Annotated in this window: 18 protein-coding genes; 15 read left to right on the forward strand and 3 right to left on the reverse strand. The window is 65.4% G+C overall.

Annotated features, from left to right (window positions below):
• The first annotated feature begins 14 nt into the window (after window positions 1–14).
• From LGN19_RS24835 to LGN19_RS24880, 10 genes are all read left to right on the forward strand, one after another.
• Window positions 15–1,211 (forward strand): 1-deoxy-D-xylulose-5-phosphate reductoisomerase, encoded by a 1,197-nt coding sequence (locus tag LGN19_RS24835; protein WP_226217662.1) that lies wholly within the window; start codon window positions 15–17, stop codon window positions 1,209–1,211.
• Between the two features lie 11 nt (window positions 1,212–1,222).
• Window positions 1,223–2,593, forward strand: a complete 1,371-nt coding sequence (gene rseP, locus LGN19_RS24840) for an RIP metalloprotease RseP (RefSeq protein WP_226217664.1) — start codon at window positions 1,223–1,225, stop codon at window positions 2,591–2,593.
• Window positions 2,594–2,654: 61 nt separating this feature from the next.
• Entirely contained in the window at window positions 2,655–4,964 is a 2,310-nt protein-coding gene (gene bamA, locus LGN19_RS24845; protein ID WP_122945697.1) for an outer membrane protein assembly factor BamA, read from the forward strand.
• A 64-nt stretch (window positions 4,965–5,028) separates the two neighbouring features.
• Window positions 5,029–5,526, forward strand: coding sequence for an OmpH family outer membrane protein (locus LGN19_RS24850; protein WP_174953350.1), 498 nt, complete (start codon window positions 5,029–5,031; stop codon window positions 5,524–5,526).
• 16 nt (window positions 5,527–5,542) lie between these two features.
• The gene (lpxD, locus tag LGN19_RS24855; protein ID WP_122945696.1) at window positions 5,543–6,622 is read left to right on the forward strand and encodes a UDP-3-O-(3-hydroxymyristoyl)glucosamine N-acyltransferase; all 1,080 of its coding nucleotides are present in this window, start codon (window positions 5,543–5,545) and stop codon (window positions 6,620–6,622) included.
• Window positions 6,623–6,751: 129 nt separating this feature from the next.
• Window positions 6,752–7,219 carry a 3-hydroxyacyl-ACP dehydratase FabZ gene (fabZ, locus tag LGN19_RS24860; RefSeq protein ID WP_021159112.1) on the forward strand — a complete coding sequence of 156 codons (468 nt, stop codon included), beginning with the start codon at window positions 6,752–6,754 and terminating at the stop codon, window positions 7,217–7,219.
• A 58-nt stretch (window positions 7,220–7,277) separates the two neighbouring features.
• On the forward strand, window positions 7,278–8,066 hold the full coding sequence (lpxA, locus tag LGN19_RS24865; protein WP_226217666.1) for an acyl-ACP--UDP-N-acetylglucosamine O-acyltransferase: 789 nt from the start codon (window positions 7,278–7,280) through the stop codon (window positions 8,064–8,066).
• Window positions 8,067–8,069: 3 nt separating this feature from the next.
• Window positions 8,070–9,239: a lipid-A-disaccharide synthase gene (lpxB, locus tag LGN19_RS24870; RefSeq protein ID WP_226217667.1), complete on the forward strand. Its 1,170-nt coding sequence runs from the start codon at window positions 8,070–8,072 to the stop codon at window positions 9,237–9,239.
• Window positions 9,236–9,880 carry a ribonuclease HII gene (gene rnhB, locus LGN19_RS24875; protein ID WP_226217669.1) on the forward strand — a complete coding sequence of 215 codons (645 nt, stop codon included), beginning with the start codon at window positions 9,236–9,238 and terminating at the stop codon, window positions 9,878–9,880. Before lpxB ends, rnhB begins: the two co-directional genes overlap by 4 nt.
• Entirely contained in the window at window positions 9,877–10,659 is a 783-nt protein-coding gene (locus tag LGN19_RS24880) for a TrmH family RNA methyltransferase (RefSeq protein WP_226217671.1), read from the forward strand. Before rnhB ends, LGN19_RS24880 begins: the two co-directional genes overlap by 4 nt.
• A 96-nt stretch (window positions 10,660–10,755) precedes the next feature.
• On the opposite strand, the gene LGN19_RS24885 is transcribed toward LGN19_RS24880, so the two are convergent.
• Window positions 10,756–11,571 carry a pyruvate, water dikinase regulatory protein gene (locus tag LGN19_RS24885; protein WP_043190854.1) on the reverse strand — a complete coding sequence of 272 codons (816 nt, stop codon included), beginning with the start codon at window positions 11,569–11,571 and terminating at the stop codon, window positions 10,756–10,758.
• A gap of 376 nt (window positions 11,572–11,947) precedes the next feature.
• On the opposite strand from LGN19_RS24885, the gene ppsA reads away from it, so the two are divergent.
• The 3 genes from ppsA to LGN19_RS24900 all read left to right on the forward strand — a co-directional run bounded on the left by ppsA (window position 11,948) and on the right by LGN19_RS24900 (window position 16,082).
• Window positions 11,948–14,347, forward strand: coding sequence for a phosphoenolpyruvate synthase (gene ppsA / locus LGN19_RS24890; RefSeq protein WP_226217673.1), 2,400 nt, complete (start codon window positions 11,948–11,950; stop codon window positions 14,345–14,347).
• Window positions 14,348–14,678: 331 nt separating this feature from the next.
• Entirely contained in the window at window positions 14,679–15,113 is a 435-nt protein-coding gene (locus LGN19_RS24895; protein ID WP_174918855.1) for an NfeD family protein, read from the forward strand.
• Between the two features lie 33 nt (window positions 15,114–15,146).
• On the forward strand, window positions 15,147–16,082 hold the full coding sequence (locus LGN19_RS24900; protein WP_175002975.1) for an SPFH domain-containing protein: 936 nt from the start codon (window positions 15,147–15,149) through the stop codon (window positions 16,080–16,082).
• A gap of 250 nt (window positions 16,083–16,332) precedes the next feature.
• On the opposite strand, the gene smpB is transcribed toward LGN19_RS24900, so the two are convergent.
• On the reverse strand, window positions 16,333–16,779 hold the full coding sequence (gene smpB, locus LGN19_RS24905) for an SsrA-binding protein SmpB (protein ID WP_011352441.1): 447 nt from the start codon (window positions 16,777–16,779) through the stop codon (window positions 16,333–16,335).
• A gap of 98 nt (window positions 16,780–16,877) precedes the next feature.
• Between smpB and LGN19_RS24910 the strand changes: the two genes are divergently transcribed.
• Both LGN19_RS24910 and LGN19_RS24915 read left to right on the forward strand, forming a co-directional pair.
• On the forward strand, window positions 16,878–17,315 hold the full coding sequence (locus tag LGN19_RS24910; RefSeq protein WP_085039369.1) for a type II toxin-antitoxin system RatA family toxin: 438 nt from the start codon (window positions 16,878–16,880) through the stop codon (window positions 17,313–17,315).
• Window positions 17,316–17,319: 4 nt separating this feature from the next.
• On the forward strand, window positions 17,320–17,643 hold the full coding sequence (locus tag LGN19_RS24915) for an RnfH family protein (RefSeq protein WP_039342764.1): 324 nt from the start codon (window positions 17,320–17,322) through the stop codon (window positions 17,641–17,643).
• A 54-nt stretch (window positions 17,644–17,697) separates the two neighbouring features.
• On the opposite strand, the gene LGN19_RS24920 is transcribed toward LGN19_RS24915, so the two are convergent.
• Window positions 17,698–18,681 carry a DMT family transporter gene (locus LGN19_RS24920; RefSeq protein WP_174959566.1) on the reverse strand — a complete coding sequence of 328 codons (984 nt, stop codon included), beginning with the start codon at window positions 18,679–18,681 and terminating at the stop codon, window positions 17,698–17,700.
• Window positions 18,682–18,788: the final 107 nt, after the last annotated feature.

Below are 18,788 nucleotides of genomic sequence, written 5' to 3' on the forward strand. Positions count from 1 at the left end.
CCATTATTTCTGTTATGCAAAAACGTCTGACATTGCTCGGTTCCACGGGCTCGATCGGAGACAGCACGCTCGACGTGGTCGCGCGCCATCCCGAGCGCTTCTCGGTCTATGCGCTGACCGCACACCGCAACGGCGACAAGCTGGTCGAGCAGTGCCTGCGCTTCGCGCCTGAAGTCGCGGTGGTCGGCGATGCGCAGACGGCCGCGCAGGTCGAAGCGAAGCTGCGCGCGGCGGGCAGCAAGACCGCGGTGCTGTACGGGCCGCAGGCGCTCGTCGACGTCTCGAAGAGCGACGGCTGCGACACGGTGGTCGCGGCGATCGTCGGTGCGGCCGGCATGGCGCCGAGCCTCGCGGCCGCGCGCGCCGGCAAGCGCATCCTGCTCGCGAACAAGGAAGCGCTGGTGATGTCGGGCGCGATCTTCATGGACGCGGTGCGCGACCATGGCGCGATCCTGCTGCCGGTCGACAGCGAACACAACGCGATCTTCCAGTGCATGCCGCGCGACGCGGCCGAGCACGGCGGGATCTCGAAGATCATCCTGACCGCGTCGGGCGGCCCGTTCCGCACGCGCGAGCCGGCCACGCTCGTCGACGTGACGCCGGACGAAGCGTGCAAGCACCCGAACTGGGTGATGGGCCGCAAGATCTCGGTCGATTCCGCGACGATGATGAACAAGGGCCTCGAGGTGATCGAGGCGCACTGGATCTTCGGGCTGCCGGGCGACCGGATCGACGTGCTGATCCATCCGCAGAGCGTGATCCATTCGCTCGTGTCGTACCGCGACGGCTCGGTGCTCGCACAGCTCGGCAACCCCGACATGCGCACGCCGATCGCGCACGCGCTCGCGTTCCCCGAGCGTGTCGATGCGGGCGTCGATCAGCTCGACCTCGCGCAGATCGCGCAGCTGTCGTTCGAGAAGCCCGATTACGCGCGCTTCCCGTGCCTCGCGCTCGCCTTGAAGGCGCTTGACGAAGGCGGTATCGCGAGCGCCGCATTGAACGCAGCGAACGAAGTGGCGGTCGAAGCGTTTCTCGAGCGCCGCATCGGCTTCATGGCGATTGCGGCGACGGTCGACGCCGTGCTCAACACGCTGCCGAACCGCGTGCCCGACGGGCTCGACGATGTCCTGGCGGCGGATGCCGAGGCACGCCGCCTCGCCGCCGAAATCATTGCGAAAGCGCCTGCGCCACGCGTGGAGCGCACTGTCTGAATGGGGTGCTCATGAACGTGCTGGTCGAACTGATCGCGTTTGCGGTGGCGATCGGGGTGCTGGTCGTCGTGCATGAGTACGGACACTATCGTGTCGCGCGCTGGTGCGGCGTGAAGGTGCTGCGTTTCTCGATCGGCTTCGGCCAGCCCGTCGCGCGCTGGGTCAGCCGCAGGACGGGCACCGAGTGGACGCTGTCCGCGCTGCCGCTCGGCGGCTACGTGAAGATGCTCGACGAGCGCGATCCCGGCTCCGGTATCCCGCCCGAGGAACTCGGGCAGGCGTTCAACCGCCAGTCGGTCTACAAGCGCATCGCGATCGTCGCGGCCGGGCCAATTGCCAATTTCCTGTTGGCAATTGCGCTGTTTTCCATCGTATTTGCGAGCGGCGTGACCGAGCCGGCCGCGATCGTCGCACCGCCGGCCGCCGGCACGCTGGCGGCGCGCGCGGGCTTCGACGGCAACGAGACGATCGTGTCGATCCGCAACGCGCAGGGCGGCGAGTCCGAGCCGGTGCGGTCGTGGTCGGACCTGCGCTGGAAGCTGCTGGCGGCCGCGTTCGACCACCGCGAGATCGTGCTCGGCGCACGCGACGGCAACTCGACGTTCGATTTCCGCGTCGACCTCCGCCATGTTCCCGAAAGTCAGCTCGATGACGATTTCATGGCCCATCTGGGCTTCGACACCGGCGGCGGCACGCTGTCGGTCGCGTCGGTGCAGCCCGGCAGCGCGGCGGAGCAGGCGGGCCTGAAGTCCGGCGACAAGCTGGTCGCGCTCGACGGCAAGCCGATCGGCGGTGCGTCGCGCTTCATCGATTTCGTGAAGCACCATGCGGGCAAGCCGCTCGACCTGCAGATCGAGCGCGACGGCGCCGCGCAGACGGTGTCGATCGTGCCGCAGACGCAGCGCGACGACGAGTCGGGGCAGCAGGTCGGCCGGATCGGCGCGGCGCTGTCGATGCATACGCCGTCCGTCGACGTGCGGTACGGGCCGATCGAAAGCCTGCAGCTCGGCGCGCACCGTACGTGGGACATCTCCGTGTATTCGCTGCGGATGTTCGGGCGCATGATCACGGGCAATGCATCGCTGAAGAACCTGTCCGGCCCGGTGACGATTGCCGACTACGCGGGCAAGAGCGCACGGCTCGGTCCGACCGCGTTCCTGTCGTTCCTCGCCCTTGTCAGCATTAGCCTTGGCGTCCTGAACTTGTTGCCGATTCCCGTTTTGGACGGGGGGCATCTGTTATATTATGCGGTTGAAGCCGCGACCGGGAAAGCCGTCTCGGAGCGCTGGCAGCTGATTCTGCAAAGAGCCGGGTTGATCTGCATCGTCGCATTATCGGCGATCGCGCTGTTCAACGATCTGGCTCGGTTAATCCATTTCTGAAGCGTCAGGCGGCGGCCGCTAGGCAGCCGCCTGATTTGATGCAGCTAAATATTGGGGATGCATGTTGTTCAAACCTCATCGTTTTGTACCTAAGACAGTTGCAGCGGCCGCGCTCGCCGCGCACGGCCTCGCGGCGCATGCAGCGGCACCGTTCGTGGTGCAAGACATCAAGATCGAGGGGCTGCAGCGCGTCGAAGCGGGTTCGGTGTTCGCCTACCTGCCGATCAAGCAGGGCGATACCTTCACGGACGACAAGGCATCCGAAGCAATCCGCGCGCTGTACGCGACGGGCTTTTTCAACGACGTACGCATCGCCACGCAGGGCAACGTCGTGATCGTGCAGGTGCAGGAGCGTCCGGCCATCGCGTCGATCGACTTCACCGGCACGAAGGAATTCGACAAGGACAACCTGACGAAGGCACTGCGCGCAGTCGGTCTCGCCGACGGCCGCTATTACGACAAGGCGCTCGTCGACAAGGCGGAGCAGGAGCTCAAACGCCAGTACCTCACGCGCGGCTTCTACGCGGCCGAGGTCAAGACGACGGTCACGCCGGTCGACGCGAACCGCGTGTCGATCCTGTTCGCGGTGGCCGAAGGCCCGAGCGCGAAGATCCGCCAGATCAACTTCATCGGCAACAAGGCGTACAGCACGAGCACGCTGCGCGACGAGATGCAGCTGTCGACGCCGAACTGGTTCTCCTGGTACACGAAGAACGACCTGTACTCGAAGGAAAAACTGACGGGCGACCTCGAAGCGGTGCGCTCGTACTACCTGAACCACGGCTATCTCGAGTTCAACATCGAGTCGACCCAGGTGTCGATCTCGCCCGACAAGAAGGACATGTACCTGACGGTCACGCTGCACGAAGGCGAGCCGTACACGGTGTCGGGCATCAAGCTGTCGGGCAACCTGCTCGATCGCGAAGCCGAGCTCACCAAGCTGATCAAGATCAAGGCGGGCGATCGCTTCTCGGCCGAAAAGCTGCAGCAGACCACCAAGTCGATCGTCGACAAGCTCGGTGAATACGGCTACGCATTCGCGACCGTCAACGCGCAGCCGGACATCGACCAGGCGAACCACAAGGTGAACCTGAACCTCGTCGTCGATCCGAGCCGCCGCGTGTACGTGCGCCGCATCAACGTCGTCGGCAACACGCGCACGCGCGACGAAGTGGTGCGCCGCGAAATGCGCCAGCTCGAAAGCTCGTGGTTCGATTCGAACCGCCTCGCGCTGTCGAAGGATCGCGTGAACCGTCTCGGCTACTTCACCAACGTCGACGTGACGACCGTGCCGGTCGACGGCACGAACGACCAGGTCGACGTGAACGTGAAGGTCGATGAAAAGCCGACCGGCGCGATCACGCTGGGCGCCGGCTTCTCGTCGACGGACAAGGTCGTGCTGTCGGCCGGCGTGTCGCAGGACAACGTGTTCGGTTCGGGTACCAGCCTGTCGGTGAACGTCAACACCGCGAAGAGCTACCGCACGCTGACCGTCACGCAGGTCGACCCGTACTTCACGGTCGACGGCATCAAGCGGATCACGGACGTCTTCTACCGTACGTACCAGCCGCTCTACTATTCGACGAGCTCGAGCTTCCGGATCATCAGCGCGGGCGGCAACCTGAAGTTCGGCATTCCGTTCTCGGAAGTCGACACCGTCTACTTCGGCGCCGGTTTCGAGCAGAACCGTCTCGACGTCGATTCGAACACGCCGCAGAGCTACCAGGATTACGTGAACCAGTTCGGCCGCGTGTCGAACACGGTGCCGCTGACGGTCGCGTGGTCGCGCGACGCGCGTGACAGCGCGCTGATTCCGAGCCGCGGCTACTTCACGCAGGCGAACATGGAGTACGGCGTACCGGTCGGCAAGATCCAGTACTACAAGGCCGACCTGCAGGCCCAGTACTACTATTCGTTCTCGCGCGGCTTCATCCTGGGCATGAACCTGCAAGGCGGCTACGGTAACGGTATCGGCAACCCGTACCCGATCTTCAAGAACTACTACGCGGGCGGTATCGGCTCCGTGCGTGGCTACGAGCCGAGCTCGCTGGGCCCGCGCGACACGAAGACGAACGACCCGATCGGCGGTTCGAAGATGCTCGTCGGCAACATCGAGCTGACGTTCCCGCTGCCGGGCACGGGCTACGACCGCACGCTGCGCGTGTTCACGTTCCTCGACGGCGGTAACGTGTGGGGCAACGCGCCGGGTGGCACGAGTACGGGCGCCAACGGCCTGCGTTACGGCTACGGTGTGGGTCTGGCGTGGATCTCGCCGATCGGCCCGCTTAAGCTGAGCCTCGGCTTCCCGCTGCAGAAGCATGAAGGCGACCAGTACCAGAAATTCCAGTTCCAGATCGGGACGGCGTTCTGATCGAACGCATGACAACAGCAACGAGAGGGTAATTTTGCTAACCGGTAAGTTTTCGAAACGAGTGATGTGCGCGCTGACCGTTGCGCTGGCCTTGGGCGCGGCGACGGTGCACGCACAGGACGTCGCCCGCATCGCGGCGGTCAATTCGGATCGGATCCTGCGCGAGTCGGCGCCCGCGAAGGCGGCGCAGACGAAGCTCGAAGCCGAGTTCGCGAAGCGTGACAAGGATCTGCAGGACCTCGGGGCGCGTCTGAAATCGATGTCCGATTCGCTGGACAAGAACGGCGCGTCGCTGTCGGCGGCCGACCGTGCGCAGAAGCAGCGCGATCTCGCGCAGCTCGATACCGACTTCCAGCGCAAGCAGCGCGAGTTCCGCGAAGACCTGAACCAGCGCCGCAACGAGGAACTGGCGGCTGTGCTCGAGCGGGCGAACAAGGTCATCAAGCAGATCGCCGAGCAGCAGAATTACGACCTGATCGTGCAGGAAGCCGTGTACGTCAGCCCGCGCATCGACATCACCGACAAGGTGCTCAAGGCGCTCGCGTCCGGCTCGACGAACTGAACGGAGCAGACGACGAATGGCATTGACGCTTGAGGATCTCGTAAAGCGGTTCGGCGGCGAGATCGCCGGCGACGCACAGTGCAAGGTGGGCGGTCTCGCACCGCTCGACCAGGCAGGCCCGCAGCAACTCGCGTTCCTCGCGAATCCGAAGTACCTGTCGCAGGTCGAGTCGACCCGCGCCGGTGCGGTGCTGATCGCGCCGAAGGATCTGGAAAAGCTTGGTGCGGCCGCTAACGGTCGCAACTTCATCGTCACGCCGAATCCGTACGCGTACTTCGCGCGCGTCGCGCAGATGTTCATCGACCTGGCCACGCCGCAGCGTGCCGCCGGCGTGCATCCGAGCGCGACGATCGATCCGGCCGCGCAGGTCGCCGCGAGCGCGGTGATCGGCCCGCACGTGACGGTCGAAGCCGGCGCGGTGATCGAAGAGGGCGTGCAGCTCGACGCGAACGTCTTCATCGGCCGCGGCACGACGATCGGCGCGGGTTCGCACCTGTATCCGAACGCGTCGGTGTACCACGGCTGCAAGATCGGCCCGCGCGCGATCATCCATGCGGGCGCCGTGATCGGCTCCGACGGCTTCGGCTTCGCGCCGGATTTCGTCGGCGACGGCGACGCGCGCACCGGCAGCTGGGTCAAGATCCCGCAGGTCGGCGGCGTAACGATCGGCCCGGACGTCGAGATCGGCGCGAACACGACGATCGATCGCGGCGCGATGGCGGATACCGTCATCGAGGAATGCGTGAAGATCGACAACCAGGTCCAGATCGGCCACAACTGCCGGATCGGCGCCTATACGGTGATCGCCGGCAGCGCGGGCATCGCGGGCAGCACGACGATCGGCCGTCACTGCATGATCGGCGGTGCGGCCGGGATCGCCGGCCACGTGACGCTCGGCGACTATGTCATCATCACCGCGAAGTCGGGCGTCTCGAAGTCGCTGCCGAAGGCCGGCATCTATACCAGCGCGTTCCCGGCCGTCGACCACGGCGAATGGAACAAGAGCGCCGCGCTCGTGCGCAACCTCGACAAGCTGCGCGAGCGCATCAAGGCGCTCGAAGCCACGCTCGCCGCCCAGGGCGGCACGGACGCCTGAGCGCATCATGCGACATCTCGAACCGGGTACGGCCAGCGCAACCGGCCCGGTTTGCCAGACTGGGCCGCACGGCGGCCCGCTTCAGCCTTTGCATCACCACCGCGCAGCCTCTGCGTGAGACGAACCATCATGAGCACTGAAAAAATCAATCTCGACATCCACAAGATCCTCACGCTGCTGCCGCATCGCTACCCGATTCTGCTCGTCGATCGCGTGCTCGAACTCGAACCGCACAAGGGAATCAAAGCGCTGAAGAACGTGTCGATCAACGAGCCGTTCTTCCAGGGGCATTTCCCGAAGCGGCCGGTGATGCCGGGCGTGCTGATCCTCGAGGCGCTCGCGCAGGCCGCGGCGCTGCTGACGTTCTCGGAAGAGCAGCCGAAGGATCCGGAGAACACGCTGTACTACTTCGTCGGGATCGATGGTGCGCGCTTCAAGCGTCCGGTCGAGCCGGGCGATCAACTGATTCTGAACGTGACGTTCGAACGCTACATCCGCGGCATCTGGAAGTTCAAGGCGGTGGCGGAAGTGGACGGCAAGGTGGCTGCGGAAGCCGAACTGATGTGCACGGTCAAGACGACCGACGTGGCGCCCTGAGCGACGCGTCACGCATAGGCAACGCAACGCGACACATCACATCGAGAGGCAACGGCGCATGACCAGGATTCATCCCACCGCGATTGTCGAACCGGGCGCGCAGATCGACGAATCGGTCGAGATCGGCCCGTACGCGATCGTCGGTCCGCACGTCACGATCGGCGCGCGCACGACGATCGGTTCGCACAGCGTGATCGAAGGCCATACGACGCTCGGCGAGGACAACCGCATCGGCCATTACGCGTCGGTCGGCGGTCGTCCGCAGGACATGAAGTACAAGGACGAGCCGACGAAGCTCGTGATCGGCAATCGCAACACGATCCGCGAATTCACGACGATCCACACGGGCACCGTGCAGGATGTCGGCGTGACGACGCTCGGCGACGACAACTGGATCATGGCCTACGTGCACATCGGCCATGACTGCCGCGTCGGCAATAACGTGATCCTGTCGAGCAACGCGCAGATGGCCGGCCACGTCGAGATCGGCGACTGGGCGATCGTCGGCGGTATGTCGGGCGTGCACCAGTTCGTGCGCATCGGCGCGCACTCGATGCTGGGCGGCGCGTCGGCGCTCGTGCAGGACATCCCGCCGTTCGTGATCGCGGCGGGCAACAAGGCCGAGCCGCACGGGATCAACGTCGAAGGGCTGCGCCGGCGCGGCTTCTCGGCTGATGCGATCTCGGCGCTGCGCAGCGCCTACCGCGTGCTGTACAAGAACGGCCTGTCGTTCGAGGAAGCGAAGGTGCAATTGCGCGAGCTGGCGGAGGCGGGCGGCGACGGCGATGTGCCGGTGAAGGCGCTCGTCGATTTCATCGACGCGTCGCAACGCGGCATCATCCGCTAAGCGATGCCGCTTCCGACCACTCAGCTCCGGCTCGCGATGGCGGCCGGCGAACCGTCGGGCGACCTGCTCGGCGCGTCGCTGCTCGGCGGGCTGCGCGAGCGGCTGCCCGAATCGGCCCAGTACTACGGGATCGGCGGGCAGCGGATGATCGCGCAGGGCTTCGACTCGCACTGGCAGATGGACAAGCTGACCGTGCGCGGCTATGTCGAGGCGCTGGGTCAGATTCCCGAGATCCTGCGGATTCGCGGCGAGCTGAAGCGCCAGTTGCTGGCCGAGCGGCCGGACGCGTTCATCGGCATCGACGCACCTGATTTCAACTTCAACGTCGAGCAGACGGTGCGGGACGCGGGCATTCCGGTGGTCCACTTCGTATGCCCGTCGATCTGGATATGGCGTGGCGGCCGGATCAAGAAGATCGCCAAGTCGGTCGACCACATGCTGTGCCTGTTCCCGTTCGAGCCGGCGATTCTCGACAAGGCAGGCGTCGCGTCGACCTACGTCGGCCATCCGCTCGCCGACGAAATCCCGCTCGAGCCCGACATGCATGGCGCACGGATCGCGCTCGGCCTGCCGGCGGATGGTCCGGTGATCGCCGTGCTGCCTGGTAGCCGGCGCTCGGAAATCGCGCTGATCGGCCCGACGTTCTTCGCGGCGATGGCGCTGATGCAGCAGCGCGAGCCCGGCGTGCGCTTCGTGATGCCGGCGGCGACGCCAGCGCTGCGCGCGCTGCTGCAGCCGCTCGTCGACGCGCATCCGCAACTCGCGCTGACGATTACCGATGGCAGTGCGCAGGTCGCAATGACGGCCGCCGATGCGATCCTCGTGAAGAGCGGCACGGTCACGCTGGAAGCCGCGCTGCTGAAGAAGCCGATGGTGATCTCGTACAAGGTGCCCTGGCTGACCGGGCAGATCATGCGCCGGCAGGGTTACCTGCCGTACGTCGGCTTGCCGAACATCCTGGCGGGGCGCTTCGTCGTGCCCGAGCTGCTGCAGCATTTCGCGACGCCCGAGGCGCTCGCCGATGCGACGCTCACGCAGCTGCGCGACGACGCGAACCGCCGCACACTGACCGAAGTATTTACCGAAATGCATCTTTCGCTGCGGCAGAACACGGCCGCGAAGGCGGCCGAAGCGGTCGTGCGCGTGCTCGAACAACGCAAGGGGCGCGCATGACCGCAGTACGTGCACCACGCCGCCGCGCGTCGGGCGACGTGCAGGGCGGCTTCGATTTCAGCCGTCCCGACGAGATCGTCTGCGGTGTCGACGAAGCGGGCCGCGGCCCGCTCGCGGGGCCGGTGGTGGCCGCTGCGGTGATCCTCGATCCGGCGCAGCCGATCGACGGGCTCGACGATTCGAAGGCGCTGTCCGCGAAGAAGCGCGACGCGCTGTACGAGCTGATCGTCGCGCGCTCGCTGTCTTATTGCGTTGCGTCGGCGAGCGTCGACGAGATCGATACGCTGAATATCCTGCACGCGACGATGCTCGCGATGAAGCGGGCCGTCGAGGGCCTGTCGGTCCTGCCGACGCTCGCGCAGATCGACGGCAACCGTTGCCCGACACTGACGGTGCGTGCCGAGGCGATCGTCAGCGGCGACGCGCTCGTGCCGAGCATCTCGGCCGCGTCGATCCTCGCGAAGGTCACGCGTGACCGCATGCTCGTCGATCTCCACGAACGCTTCCCCGTGTACGGCTTCAACGTGCATGCAGGCTACGGCACCGCGAAACACCTCGCCGCACTGCGCGAGCACGGTCCGTGCGAAGCGCATCGGCGCTCGTTCGCGCCGGTTCGCGCGGCACTCGACCTGATTCGATGAAAAGCATTACTTCCCGCGACAACCCGCTGTACAAGCGCCTGAAGGCGCTCGCGGGTTCGACGTCCCATCAGCGCCGCGGCGGCCAGGCGCTGCTCGAAGGATTCCATCTCGCGAGCGCGTACCTCGATACGGGCGCGACGCCCGAGCTGTGCGTCACGACCGAAGGTGCACTCGGCCACGCCGAGGCCCAGGCGATCGTCTCGCGCATCGATGCGCAACGGATCGTCACGCTGCCTGACGCGCTGTTCGGACAGTTGTCGAACGTCGTCAACGGCGTCGGCTTCCTGCTGCTCGTCGACCGGCCGGCGCAGCCGCTGCCCGAGCGCGTGTCGCAGTTGTCGGTCGTGCTCGACGGCGTGCAGGACGCCGGCAACGTCGGCTCGATCCTGCGCAGCGCGGCGGCCGCTGGTGTGCGCCACGTGTTCTGTGCGCCGGGTACCGCGTACGCATGGTCGTCGAAGGTGCTGCGCTCGGGCATGGGGGCGCATTTCCTGCTGTCGATCCACGAGGACGTCGAAGCCGGCGCGCTCGCCGAACGCCTCGATGTGCCGGTCGCGCTGACCGACTCGCACGGCGCGCAGGCTGTCTACGACTGCGACTTGTCGGGCCCCGTGGCGTGGGTGTTCGGCAACGAGGGCGCGGGGGTGTCCGCGTACTGGCGCGAGGTGGCTACGCATCGCGTGACGATCCCGCAGCCGGGCGGGATGGAGTCGCTGAACGTGGCAGCCGCGGCAGCGGTCTGCCTGTTCGAGCAGGTGCGTCAGCAGCGGCGTGCGTGACGCCACGCATGTGCGCGCTCCGCACCATGAAAAAGGCCGCGTTCGACGCGGTCTTTTTGTTTCCGGCGGCGGCCGCGCGGCCGCCAGCGCCCGGTGTCAGTACGACTGCCGGTCGAGACGGATTTCCTGCAGGATCGTCGTCGCGATTTCCTCGATCGACTTGTGCGTCGACGACAGCCACTTGATCCCCTCGCGGCGCATCATCGCTTCGGCCTCGTTGATCTCGTAGCGGCAGTTCTCGGGCGCCGCGTACTTGCTGCCCGGCCGGCGCTCGTTACGGATCTCCGACAGGCGCTGCGGGTCGATCGACAGCCCGAACAGCTTCTCGCTGTACGCGGCGAGCGCCGACGGTAGCTTGCCGCGCTCGAAATCTTCCGGAATCAGCGGATAGTTGGCTGCCTTCACGCCGTACTGCATCGCGAGATACAGGCTCGTCGGCGTCTTGCCGCTGCGCGACACGCCGACGAGGATCACGTCGGCTTCCGACAGGTTGCGGTTCGACTGGCCGTCGTCGTGCGCGAGCGAGAAGTTGATCGCCTCGATCCGCGTCTTGTATTCCTCGGTGTCCGCGTTCTGGTGGCCGCGGCCCATCGCGTGGCTCGACTTGAGCTCCAGCTCCTGCTCGAGCGGTTCCACGAAGCGCTGGAACATGTCGAGCACGAGCGCGTTCGAGCGCTTGACGATGTCGTTCGACTCGCTGTCGACGAGCGTCGTGAACACGATCGCGCGGCGGCCGTCGTGCACGGCGGCCTCGTTGATCTTCTCGAGGGTCGCGTAGGCCTTGTCGAGCGAATCGACGAACGGCACGCGCACGAGGCGGAATTTCTGGTCGAACTGGGAGAGGATCGAGTGCGCGAAGGTTTCGGCAGTGATCCCGGTGCCGTCGGAGACGATGAATACGGTAGGCAGCATGAATCTGGGCGTCGAACGTGAAGGGCGGTTGCGCGGGCGGCTGGAGGTACGCCTCCAGACGCAGTGACAAGGTCGCGCCACATCCGGCAGCCGGCACGGTAGAATAGCGGCAACCTGTTGGATAAGCAATTGCGGGGGCAGGGCGCGAACGGCGCCCCAGGCTTCGCCGCGCGATTCAAAAATTCCCGGCAAGTTTGGCGATTCGTCTGCAAATATCGCCCTTCTGCCGGGATTTTTGCAAATCGGGTCGGAAGATTTTTCGCCGCTGCGATTGTTTATCTAACAGGTTGCGCAAGACGCGCCGCGCCTTTTTGCAAGCGCCCGCGTCCGAGCCCACTTGCGCAATCGAGCATTTTTTTCACACTTAGGGGCTTGTATGACTAACGCAGCAAACGTCGCAAAGGACCAGGCGTATGTAATTCCGTTCGAGCAGTTGCGGATGACCGATGTGGAGATCGTCGGCGGCAAGAATGCGTCGCTTGGCGAAATGATCAGCCAGCTTTCCGAAGCAGGCGTTCGTGTACCCACTGGTTTCGCCACGACCGCGCTCGCGTTCCGTGATTTCCTCACGCACAACGACCTTACCGACCGCATCGCCAAGCGTCTCGAGTCGCTCGACATCGACGACGTGAAGGCGCTCGCCGAAGCCGGCGCCGAGATCCGCAAGTGGATCGTCGATGCGCCGATGCAGGCACGTCTCGAGCAGGAAATCCGCGAACAGTTCGAAATCCTGAAGAACAGCTCGCCGGGCGAGCTGTCGTTCGCCGTGCGTTCGTCCGCTACCGCGGAAGACCTGCCCGACGCATCGTTCGCCGGCCAGCAGGAGTCGTACCTGAACGTCGTCGGCATCGAAGATGTCCTCGATCGCATGAAGCACGTGTTCGCGTCGCTGTATAACGACCGCGCGATCTCGTACCGCGTGCACAAGGGCTTCACGCACGCGGAAGTCGCCCTGTCGGCCGGTGTGCAGCGCATGGTCCGCTCGGACGTCGGCGCCGCCGGCGTGATGTTCACGATCGACACCGAATCGGGCTTCAAGGACGCCGTGTTCATCACGTCGAGCTACGGCCTGGGCGAAACCGTCGTGCAGGGCGCCGTGAACCCGGACGAGTTCTACGTGTTCAAGACGACGCTCGCACAGGACAAGTACCCGATCATCCGCCGCTCGATCGGCTCGAAGCTGATCAAGATGGAATTCACGCAGCCGGGCGAGCCGGGCCGCGTGAAGACGGTCGACGTGTCGCACGAGCAGCGCAACCGCTACTCGATCACCGACGAAGACGTGATCGAGCTGGCGAAGTACGCGGTCATCATCGAGAAGCACTACCAGCGTCCGATGGACATCGAGTGGAGCAAGGATGGCCGCGACGGCAAGATCTTCATCCTGCAGGCACGCCCGGAAACGGTGAAGAGCCAGGCAACCGGCAAGGCCGAGCAGCGCTTCAAGCTGAAGGGCCAGTCGCAGGTGCTGGCGACGGGTCGTGCGATCGGCCAGAAGATCGGTGCGGGTCCCGTGCGCGTGATCCAGGATCCGTCGGAAATGGAACGCGTGCAGCCGGGCGACGTGCTGGTGGCCGACATGACCGACCCGAACTGGGAGCCGGTGATGAAGCGTGCAGCCGCGATCGTCACGAACCGTGGCGGCCGGACCTGCCACGCGGCGATCATCGCGCGTGAGCTCGGCGTGCCGGCAGTCGTCGGCTGCGGCGATGCGACCGACATCCTGAAGGACGGCGCGCTCGTCACCGTGTCGTGCGCGGAAGGCGACGAAGGCAAGATCTACGACGGCCTGCTCGAGACGGAAGTCACGGAAGTGCAGCGCGGCGAACTGCCGGAAATCCCGGTCAAGATCATGATGAACGTCGGCAACCCGCAGCTCGCGTTCGACTTCTCGCAACTGCCGAACGGCGGTGTGGGTCTCGCGCGTCTCGAGTTCATCATCAACAACAACATCGGCGTTCACCCGAAGGCGATCCTCGAGTACCCGAACATCGACCAGGACCTGAAGAAGGCCGTCGAGAGCGTCGCGCGCGGTCACGCATCGCCGCGTCAGTTCTACGTCGACAAGCTGACGGAAGGTGTCGCGACGATTGCAGCAGCGTTCTATCCGAAGCCCGTGATCGTGCGTCTGTCCGACTTCAAGTCGAACGAGTACAAGAAGCTGATCGGCGGTTCGCGTTACGAGCCGGACGAGGAAAACCCGATGCTGGGCTTCCGCGGCGCGTCGCGCTACATCGCTGAAGACTTCGCGCAGGCGTTCGAGATGGAGTGCCGTGCGCTGAAGCGCGTGCGCGACGAGATGGGCCTGACCAACGTCGAGATCATGGTGCCGTTCGTGCGGACCGTGAAGCAGGCGGAGCGTGTCGTCGGCCTGCTCGAGAAGTTCGGCCTGAAGCGCGGCGAAAACGGCCTGCGCCTCGTGATGATGTGCGAAGTCCCGACCAACGCGATCCTCGCCGAAGAGTTCCTCGAACATTTCGACGGTTTCTCGATCGGTTCGAACGACCTCACGCAGCTCACGCTCGGCCTCGACCGCGACTCGGGCATGGAACTGCTGGCTGTCGACTTCGACGAACGCGACCCGGCCGTCAAGTTTCTGTTGAAGCGCGCGATCGATACCTGCCGCCGGATGGGCAAGTACGTCGGCATCTGCGGCCAGGGCCCGTCCGATCACCCGGACTTCGCGCAATGGCTGACGGACGAAGGCATCGTGTCGATCTCGCTGAACCCCGACACGATCATCGAGACGTGGCAGGCGCTCGCCAACCGGAAGTAACGGTCGGTAACGCCCCTTTGACGAGAGCGCGGTGGCATCGCGCTTTCGTTGAAGGCAAAATGCAAGGTTCATGCTATAAACACCCCGGTAGACACCGGGGTGTTTTTTTTCGTCGGTACTCGCCGGGCCGCCCCAAGAGTGCCGACCGCCCCTTGGGGGGGGCAGCGAACATGGTGAGCGTGGGGGCTATTTCCTTTCGGTGCGAACCGGGCCACCCCGCGCGTGTCACTCGCTCGGGGGCCGCGAATATATCGATCCGGAACAGCGCTTCAGCGCGTATTCTGGTTGCATGAGACGCAGGTGAGCGCGGGGGACTTTTCTGGAGACCACAATGATGTCGGGGCATCTGTTCTGGTGGGGCGCGGTGGGCGTGCTGGTCGTAGCCGAGTTGCTGACGGGCACGTTCTACCTGCTGATGATCGCGCTCGGCTTTCTCGCGGGCGGGCTGCTGCAACTGGCCGGTTTCGCGCCGCACGTGCAGTTCGGCGCGGCGGCCGTGGTCGCGATCGTCGCGATGATCGCGCTGCGCCGCTCGGGGCTCGGCCGCAAGCAGAAGCGCGACACGTCGACCAATCCCGACGTCAATCTCGATATCGGCTCGACCGTCACGGTCGACGCGTGGCGTGACGGCCGCGCGCGCGTGCAGTATCGCGGTGCCGACTGGGATGTCGAGCTCGCGAACGGCGAGCGCGACGATGCGCACGTGTATCAGGTGAGTGCCGTGCGCGGCAATTGTCTCGTGGTCGTGGCGAAACCCGCGGGCTGATCGTCCGCCGATACAACAAGGAGGGAATACTTCATGGATTCGCTGATCATCTGGGTGGTCCTGCTCGTCATCGCGATCGTGATCGTGTCGAAAACGGTGAAGATCGTGCCGCAACAGCATGCGTGGGTGCTCGAGCGCTTCGGGCGCTATCACGCGACGCTGTCGCCTGGCCTGAACATCGTGCTGCCATTCGTCGATCGCATCGCATACCGGCACGTGCTGAAGGAAATCCCGCTCGACGTGCCGAGCCAGGTCTGTATCACGCGCGACAACACGCAGCTGCAGGTCGACGGCGTGCTGTATTTCCAGGTGACCGATCCGATGAAGGCGTCGTACGGGGCGAGCAACTTCGTGCTCGCGATCACGCAGCTCGCGCAAACCACGTTGCGCTCGGTGGTCGGCAAGCTCGAACTCGACAAGACGTTCGAGGAGCGCGACTTCATCAACCACAACATCGTGTCGGCGCTCGATCAGGCCGCCGCGAACTGGGGGGTGAAGGTCCTGCGCTACGAGATCAAGGACCTGACGCCGCCGAAGGAAATCCTGCACGCGATGCAGGCGCAGATCACCGCGGAGCGTGAAAAGCGCGCGCTGATCGCCGCATCCGAAGGCCGCAAGCAGGAGCAGATCAACCTCGCGTCGGGCGCGCGCGAAGCGGCGATCCAGAAATCCGAAGGCGAACGGCAGGCCGCGATCAACCAGGCGCAGGGCGAAGCAGCCGCGATTCTGGCGGTGGCCGAGGCGAATGCACAGGCGATCCAGAAGATCGCGAACGCGATGCAATCGCAGGGCGGGATGGACGCGGTGAACCTGAAGGTTGCCGAGCAGTATGTCAGCGCATTCTCGAATCTCGCGAAGCAGGGCAACACGCTGATCGTGCCGGCGAACCTGTCGGACCTCGGCACCGCGATCTCGTCGGCGCTGACGATCGTCAAGAGCGCGGGGGCGGCGTCGGGCGGGAAGGCCTGAGTCGGACGCACGCGGTGCGCAGGCCGCCGCCGCGGGCGATCGGCGTGCGACGAATCGTCGCGTAGCCGGGGCGCGGATGATGCCCGTTCGGCGCCGTCGTCGGTGCCTTTCTTCAGTCGAAACGGGCGGTGTGGCGCGCCGAGTGCCGCCTCAGCCGCCGCCGGGCAGCCGGCATCCGCGATTCACCTGGCCCAAAGCAACGCGGCCCGCTTCGAGCGGGCCGTGTCGTTTGCGAGACGCGTCGCGCGCGTCAGGTGCCGGCGCGCATGATGCGTGCCTTTTCGCGTTCCCAGTCGCGCTTCTTCTCGGTTTCGCGCTTGTCGTGCAGCTTCTTGCCCTTCGCGAGCGCGATGTCGCACTTCACGCGACCGCCCTTGTAGTGGAAGTTCAGCGGCACGAGCGTGTAGCCGCGCTGCTCGACCTTGCCGATCAGTTTCTTGATTTCCTCGCGGTGCAGCAGCAGCTTGCGCGTGCGAACCGGGTCGGGCGTGATGTGGGTCGAAGCCTCGGGCAGCGGGCTGATATGGGTGCCGATCAGGAAGATCTCGTCGTGCTTGATCACGACGTAACCTTCCCTGATCTGGCCGCGCCCGGCGCGCAGCGCCTTGACTTCCCAGCCCTCGAGCACGAGCCCCGCCTCGTAGCGTTCCTCGATGTGATAATCGAAGTGCGCTTTCCTGTTGTCGATGATGCTCATGAAAGGATCGGGCCAACTCGTTTAAAATCACGATTTTAGCAAAGCGGGGCGGGAATCGCCCGGCTTGCGTTCTCACCTTAAGCGATGCCGCGCGATTTATGGCAGATGTCCAGAAAACCGTATTGATCCGTCATTCGGCGGAACAGATGTTCGACCTCGTCACCGACGTGGCCGACTACCCCAATTTCCTGCCCTGGTGCGGCGGCGTCGAGATTCGCCGTCAGGACGAGAGCGGGATGGAAGCGCGCATCGACATCAACTTCAAGGGCATCAAGCAGCATTTCGCGACGCGCAACACGCAGCAGCGCCCGGCGCGGATCGACATGGAGTTCACGGACGGCCCGTTCAAGAAGTTCACGGGCGCGTGGCGCTTCACGGCGCTGCGTGCCGATGCGTGCAAGATCGAATTCGCGCTGCACTACGAGTTCTCGAGCATCCTGCTCGAGAAGATCATCGGGCCCGTGTTCAGCCACATCGCGAACACGTTCGTCGATTCGTTCGTGAAGCGCGCCGACCAGCGCTACGGAAAGGGGTGACGCGATGCTGTCGATCGAAGTCTGCTACGCGCTGCCGGATCGCCAGACGCTGATTCCGCTGTCGCTGCCCGAAGGGGCGACCGTTCGTTCGGCGATCGACGCGAGCGGCGTGCTCGCGCTGCACCCGGAAATCGATCTCGCGAACGCGAAGACGGGCGTGTACGGCAAGCTTGCGCCGCTCGACGCGCCGCTCGCCGATCACGACCGCGTCGAAATCTACCGCCCGTTGATCGTCGATCCGAAACTCGCGCGCCAGCGGCGCGTCGACAAGTCGCGCCGCGACGGCTCCATCGAGGGCCGCAAGTGGATGCACAAGGACGCGCGCTGACGCGGGCCGGTTCGCGGCTTCAGACCCGATTCGTCTGATCAAACGCCGCGGCGCTCAGTGGGCCGCGGCGTTCGCGTTTGTCGGCGCGCTTCCCGATGTATCGCCGCCGGCGGGCGTGTTGCCGTGCTGCCGCACCGATCCGTAGACGCCCGCGAGCAGCAGCACCAGCGCGGCGATCTCGAGCGCGTGCGGCATCCGCTGGTCATACACGAACGCGTAAAGCATCGCGAACACGGTTTCGAACACGATCAGCTGGCCCGACAGCGTGAGCGGCAGCCGCTTCGACGCGGCATTCCACAGCCCGTTGCCGAGCCACGACGCGCCGATCGCGAGCACGAGGTTCAGCAGCCAGAACAGCTGCCAGCGCGACGCCGGGACGGCTGCCTGCACCGTGCCGGCCGGCAGCGCGAGGATCGCGATCCAGACGAGCCCACCGATCAGGCCCGTCACGACACCCCACAGCACCGACCACTCGTTGCCGCCGAAATGATGATGGCGCTGCAGATAGCGGGCGTTCGCGACCGCATACCAGGTCCAGCTCGCGAGCGCGCCGGCCGCGCAGGCAATCCCGGCGAGCTTCTGGCCGAGCGTCGTCGCATGCGCGGCCTCCGACGTGAACAGGTCGACGTTGATGCAGACGATGCCCGCGATCACCAGCGCGAGCGGGGCCGCGAGCCGCCGCAGCGGCACCGCGCCGTGGTCGCCGAGGCCCGCGAGCGTGACCGTGACGGGCAGCACGCCGACGATCAGGGAGCTGGGCGCGATGCCGATCAGGTGCACGGCGCCGGATAGCAGCATGTAGTACGCGACGTTGCCGACGACGGCGAGCCTGACCAGCGCGACGAGATCCTCGCGGGTCAGCCGCGCGAGCAGCGAGCGGGCGGCCGGCAACGCGGCCGCGAGCGATACGAGGCCGTACATCGCGTAGCGGCCGGCGCTCAGCAGCAGCGGCGAGAAGTCGGTCAGCAGCCGAGGAACGAGAAACACCATGCCCCACAGGGCACCTGCCAGGACACCATAGACCACACCGCGCTGCATCGACCGCTCCGAACACATGACTGACGAGCGCGCATCTTAGCGACGCGGTCGCAGCGGCGTCTTGTTCATTCCTGCACTCGGCGCAGGGCGGGGCGCTGGCGTGCCGC

The organism is Burkholderia sp. AU30198 (genome assembly GCF_020419825.1).
Lineage (GTDB): Bacteria > Pseudomonadota > Gammaproteobacteria > Burkholderiales > Burkholderiaceae > Burkholderia.